We start from the raw sequence: 5,812 nt of genomic DNA on the forward strand, positions 1-5,812 counted from the left end.
TTCCCAGGAGAGGAGAACGGAAGGGAAATGCAGCGACACCATACTAGAGCAGCAACGATACTGTCTACATTATTTATGGGATTGGGACAAATATATAACCGCCAATTTATCAAGGGTTTTATTTTTTTGATTGTAGAGGCATTAAGCTTAACTTATTTTATTGAGAAGCTGGGACGGGCGTTCTGGGGTATCGTTACCTTGGGTACAACCACCCAACATTTTGAGAAGGTCAAAGGAATTGCCAAGCTCGTCAAAGGTGATCATTCTATATTTATTTTAATTCAGAGTTTGATTACCATCATATTCTTCGTTCTTTTTCTGATTGCATGGTACATGAACATTCGAGATGCTTACAAGACTGGAGCTGCGAGAGATGCAGGCCATACTCCGGGTACGTTTAAACAGAGCATCCGCTATATTCTCGATTATAAGTTTGCGCAGACCTTTCTTATTCTGCCGTCTGTAGGCATTCTGTTATTTACAGTGATGCCGATCATCTTCATGGTCATGCTGGCGTTTACGAACTATTCTGCGCCTAACCATATGCCTCCGGCCAAGCTGGTAGACTGGGTTGGCTTTGAAACATTCCATAATCTGGTAGCACTTAAATCATGGAGCCATACCTTCTACGGTGTACTTACTTGGACCATTATTTGGGCGATATTATCGACGGTTACCACCTATTTCGGCGGCATGCTGGTCGCGATGCTGATCAGCCAGCAAGGTGTTCGTTTCAAGGGCATCTGGAGAGCTATTCTGATTATTCCATATGCTATTCCGCAGATGATCTCTCTTCTGCTCATGCGCAATCTGTTCAACGGCCAGTTTGGTCCGATTAACCAATATCTTAAGTTTTTCGGGCTCGGTGGCCTTCCTTGGCTAACGGATCCATTCTGGGCCAAAGTAACGGTTATCGTAGTTAACATGTGGGTTGGTATTCCTGTATCCATGCTGCTAATTATTGGGGTTCTGACAACCATTCCGCGCGATATGTATGAAGCGGCCGAAGTAGATGGAGCGACCAGCTACCAGAAATTCCGCATTATAACATTACCTATGGTGCTGTTCTCGACGGCGCCTACACTGATTGCCCAGTTTGCAGGCAACATCAATAACTTTAATGCGATCTTCCTCTTAACAGGCGGTAGTCCCGTCAACGGGGATTATCAGTATGCCGGTTCCACCGACTTGCTCGTGACGTGGCTTTACAAGCTCACGCTTGACCAAAATAAATATAACATGGCATCTGCGGTCGGAATCATTATCTTTATAATCGTGGCCAGCTTCTCGATTTACAATTACCGGCGGTCGAAATCATTCCAGGAGGAGGACATGATCCAATGAGTGGAGTTAAAATTAAAACAAGAATACGGCTCACTTTAAGCTATTTGATGTTGGTTATTCTGTCAGTTGCAGCACTGTATCCGGCCCTTTGGATCCTGTTATCGTCGCTGCGGCCGGGCAAATCCCTTTACAGTAAAACATTTATTCCCGAAACGTTTACACTGGAACATTACCGGGCACTTTTCTATGATAACACCCTGCTGTTCCCTACCTGGTGGCTTAATACGTTCAAGATTGCCTTGTTCTCAATGCTCCTGGGTCTTTTCTTGACATTACTTACAAGCTACGCAGTTTCCCGGTTCAGATTCAAGGCGCGCAAGACTACCATGTCCGGGCTGTTGGTGCTTGGAATGTTTCCAGGCTTCATGAGTATGATTGCCATTTATTTGCTGCTGAAGGAATTTGATCTGCTGAATAAACATCTGGCTCTAATCATCGTGTATGCAGCCGGAGCTCCGCTAGGCGGGACACTGATTGCCAAAGGGTTCCTGGATACGATACCGCGTTCGCTGGATGAAGCTGCCCGCATTGACGGAGCTGGTAACTTCGGGATATTCTGGAGAATCATCCTGCCTTTGTCGAGACCGATGATCACCTATATAGCGCTTACCCAATTTGTCGGACCGTGGGTTGACTTTATCTTTGCCAGACTCATTCTGCGGACCAAGGAGAAATGGACCGTTGCCGTGGGCATGTGGGACATGGTTAATTCGAATCAGAATTCCAATTTCACGACTTTTGCGGCAGGAGCTGTACTGATCTCTATTCCGATTATGATTCTGTTTGGCTTCCTGCAAAAAATGCTCGTCGAAGGGTTGACGGCTGGGGCGAGCAAGGGTTAATAAAACGATCTATCTTTTAGTGCTTATTTACAAATGTATGAAAAAACAAGGTACAGCCTTTATGTCGACTACGATGGGCTGTACCTTGTTCATTTCAGGTATTTATACTAAGGGTATGATTGGGCTTAAAGGATATAACCCACATATGTGGGGTTATTTTATTTTGTGGGGAGAGAAAATATGAAACGGCAACGAAGTCTCCATCTGCAATCGGTTGGCGTCAAATTATTCATTATCCTGTTCAGCACCATTTTGTTGTTGTCGTCCGTGCTTGGATTGACCTCCTATTATGCAGCAAAAGGCATCATCACTGATGAGGTTGCGGCTGCTTCATCACAAGCGATTGTCCAGGCTGCTGATAAACTGGATTTCCTCTTTGCCGAGTATGAGGCGCTCTCTCGGCAATTTGCCGTGGATCAGGCGCTCAAGGCAGATCTGGAGGCGGTCAATGATCCCAGTATCGGGATCGTAGCTAAGGTTGCCGCCGAGGGGCGTATCCGCAGCAAGCTGGATGCTGTCAAAGGCATCGATAAGCGTCTCATGAGCATCCGGCTTGTTTCCCGCAGCGTAGCAGAAGTGGAATCTTATAAAACCTCGGGCGTTACGGGGATCCGCACCGATGAGGGGATCCTGGCGAGACTGAAGCAGATTGACGAGGCCAAAGGCAATACAGTGTGGTTCCCCGTCCGGCCGAAGGGCTTCTTCGATACATACTCGGAAGCTTCTCTCACGATGGGACGCCTTCTGCGCAATATGCAAAATACAAAAGCGGAATATTATATGCTGATTGAGATTAAGCGAAGCTCTCTCAGTGAGATGTTAGCAAACCTGCGCATCGGGGAAGACGGTGAGCTCCGCATCCTTGATGCTGACCGAAAGGTTGTGTATGCGGCGGCAGATGCTCTGCTGGAGCAGCCTTCATTCATCAAGCCGTCGAAAGCAGAGACAGAGGCCGAGCCGCAGCCGGGCCAAGAATTGCATCGTTCCTTTATGGCAGAAGATGAAGCCGGAACGGAGCAACTGGCGGTATACCAGCCGCTGAACACAGGTGGTTGGACCCTGCTTGGCTATGCGCCGGTCAATGACTTCACCAAGTCGGCCGACCGCCTGTTGTACATTACACTGCTCGTAGTACTCGCGGCGGCGCTGATTGCCCTCTTGATCGGCTATGTGCTGGTCCGGTTGATCGGCCGTCCGCTGGGCAAGCTTGCCAGTCTGATGGAAGAAGGCGAACGGGGCAACCTGCAGGTGCGGACGAATTTTAAAGGCCAGGATGAAATCGGCCGGGTCGGGCACAGCTTCAATAGAATGATGGAGCAGATCTCTCTGCTCGCTGGTCAAAGCGGATTGTCGGCGACGGAAGTGCTGGCAACTTCGGAGCAGCTGGTCAAGGCTTCCGGTGCTACCTCAACCCATGCTAGAGAGGTTGCTGCAGCAACGGGTGAGATTGCCGAAGGGGCAGTGAGTCTGGCAGCTGAAGCGGAGAGCAGCAACCGTAATGTGGAGCTGATGGGCGGAAAAATGAACGAGGTGGCTAAGATTAACTCGATCATGGATAACTCAGCGGAGCGGGTGATAGCTGTAAGTGACCAGGGTGCAGAGCTGATGAAAAATCTTGTCACGCAAAGTGAATCTACAATGCAGATGATGGAGCTGATTCAGGAGAACTCTGCGATGCTCCAGGAGAGCACGCATTTGATCCGCAGCATTCTAAGCCCGATGATTGCTGTCAACAAGCAGACTAATATCCTTGCATTGAATGCTTCTATTGAAGCCGTCCGTGCAGGGGCAGCCGGGAGAGGGTTCATCGTTATTGCCGATGAGATCAGGGGACTGGCTAACCAGTCCAACGAGTCTATTCTATCCGTTTCCAGAATTACAGAAGAAATCAGCCGCCATATCGATAATACAGTCAAGGTAGTGAGTGAAGCAGGCCCGCTGTTCCGCGAGCAGATTACGTCAGTACGGGAATCTTCGGTTATTTTTGAAAGCGTACGGGGGGAGATGGAAGAGTTCCTTGGGCTGATCAGCCAATCCTCCGTTTCTGTCTCTGAGTTGAACGAGTTCCAGCGCCAGCTTGGTGAATCCATGGCCAGTGTGATTTCGGTGGTGCAGCAGACGAGCGCTTCCACACAGGAGGTGGCTTCGATGTCTTCGCAGCAGTTCATTGTCAGCGAAGAGCTCGTAGCCCTCTCGGAGAAACTGGAAGAGCTGGCTGAGAATTTGCAGCAATCGCTCGTATCTTTTCAGGGATAAACTGCTATATGGCGTAGTGATGGCGGTATCCGTTAATTACAAATGACCATTAATCAAACCTCTGCGTACCGTAATTCATTTACGGAAGCGCAGAGGTTTTGCTTGTCGACCGGCACGCTTCTTGTCCGGAAACGCTTCACAGGATACACTAGTCCTATTCAAGCTGGAACAGTGGATTAGCGCCAAGTCAAGGAGAGTGAAGGGATTGCCGGTGCTTAATGGAAGCCTATTTCAGCAGCAGCTGCTGGAGGGAGAGTACAGTCCGCATTTTTTTGCCTACTATTATAAACAGTGGAATCATTACACCATGCCTTATCATCAGCATAACTCAACGGAAATCATGTATGTCATCTCTGGAAGCTGTTCGGTGGATGTGCGCAGCGTCTCAGGAAGCGAGGAGCGATTCATATTGAAACGCAGTGAGCTGATTATGCTCGATGCCAATGTTCCGCATAGGCTGATTGTTGAGGAGGACAATGCCTGCCGGATGCTGAATGTGGAATTCGGCTTCGCGGACTATGCAGGTGTGGCACCTTCGCTAAGCAGGCTCGCCAAGGAAGAAGATTCTCTTGCTGAACTGCTGCGGAACCCCTTCACCAGCCTGGTGCTGGCTGATCCGGAGGAAGTCTTCCATGTGCTTAAAGCATTGGTGTTGGAGCTGGATCAGCACGGCAAGAACGGGGGCAATATGGTCCGGCTGCTGTTTGCTGAGCTGCTGCTGCGCCTCTCCAGGCTGCGCCGTGAACGGCTGCTCGCCAGCCAGCAGCCCTCACAGCTCTATGTGCGGAGAGCCATTGAATTCCTGCATCAGAACTATGACCGCAGCATCCAGGTCAAGGAGGTCGCGGCAGCTGTAAATGTGCATCCTGGATATCTGCACCGGATATTTAAGAAGCAGACGGGCCGCACCCTGACCGATTATTTGAATTTGCTGCGGATGGAGAAGGCCAAGATGCTGCTAGCGCAAAGTGAAATACCGGTAGCGGAAATTGCCGATTATGTCGGCATCAGCAGCAGGCAGTATTTTCATCTTCTGTTCAAAAAATATGCCAGCATGACTCCAGTCGAATACCGTAATTCCATCGAGCGCTACTCCTGGAGCGACATTACCCGATTTTCAGATGATAAGTGAGGATTGTTGACAGCCACCCCGGAAAGTGGTCATGATATTGGTTACGCTTCCCTCCACCTCCTTGCTACAATGGACAGGAATAACCAATCCACTTACGGAGGCTGATAGCCATGTCTTTTAAAGTCACATTCATCGGGGCAGGGAGCATCGGGTTTACCCGCGGACTGCTGCGCGACCTGCTGACAGTAACGGAATTCCGCGATATTGAAGTATCCTTCATGGATATTAACAGCCATAA

Annotated in this window: 4 protein-coding genes; all 4 read left to right on the forward strand. The window is 49.3% G+C overall.

Annotation, left to right across the window (positions count from 1 at the left end; genetic code table 11):
• Positions 1–27 precede the first annotated feature (27 nt).
• Positions 28–1,344, forward strand: coding sequence for a carbohydrate ABC transporter permease (locus AQR02_RS05680; protein WP_054939745.1), 1,317 nt, complete (start codon positions 28–30; stop codon positions 1,342–1,344).
• Positions 1,341–2,186: a sugar ABC transporter permease gene (locus AQR02_RS05685; RefSeq protein WP_054939746.1), complete on the forward strand. Its 846-nt coding sequence runs from the start codon at positions 1,341–1,343 to the stop codon at positions 2,184–2,186. Before AQR02_RS05680 ends, AQR02_RS05685 begins: the two co-directional genes overlap by 4 nt.
• A gap of 180 nt (positions 2,187–2,366) precedes the next feature.
• Complete coding sequence (locus AQR02_RS05690) at positions 2,367–4,442, forward strand: methyl-accepting chemotaxis protein (protein WP_054939747.1); 2,076 nt, start codon at positions 2,367–2,369, stop codon at positions 4,440–4,442.
• 205 nt (positions 4,443–4,647) lie between these two features.
• Positions 4,648–5,574: an AraC family transcriptional regulator gene (locus AQR02_RS05695; protein ID WP_054939748.1), complete on the forward strand. Its 927-nt coding sequence runs from the start codon at positions 4,648–4,650 to the stop codon at positions 5,572–5,574.
• Positions 5,575–5,812 lie beyond the last annotated feature (238 nt).

This window comes from Paenibacillus ihuae, assembly GCF_001368795.1.
Lineage (GTDB): Bacteria > Bacillota > Bacilli > Paenibacillales > Paenibacillaceae > Paenibacillus_AQ > Paenibacillus_AQ ihuae.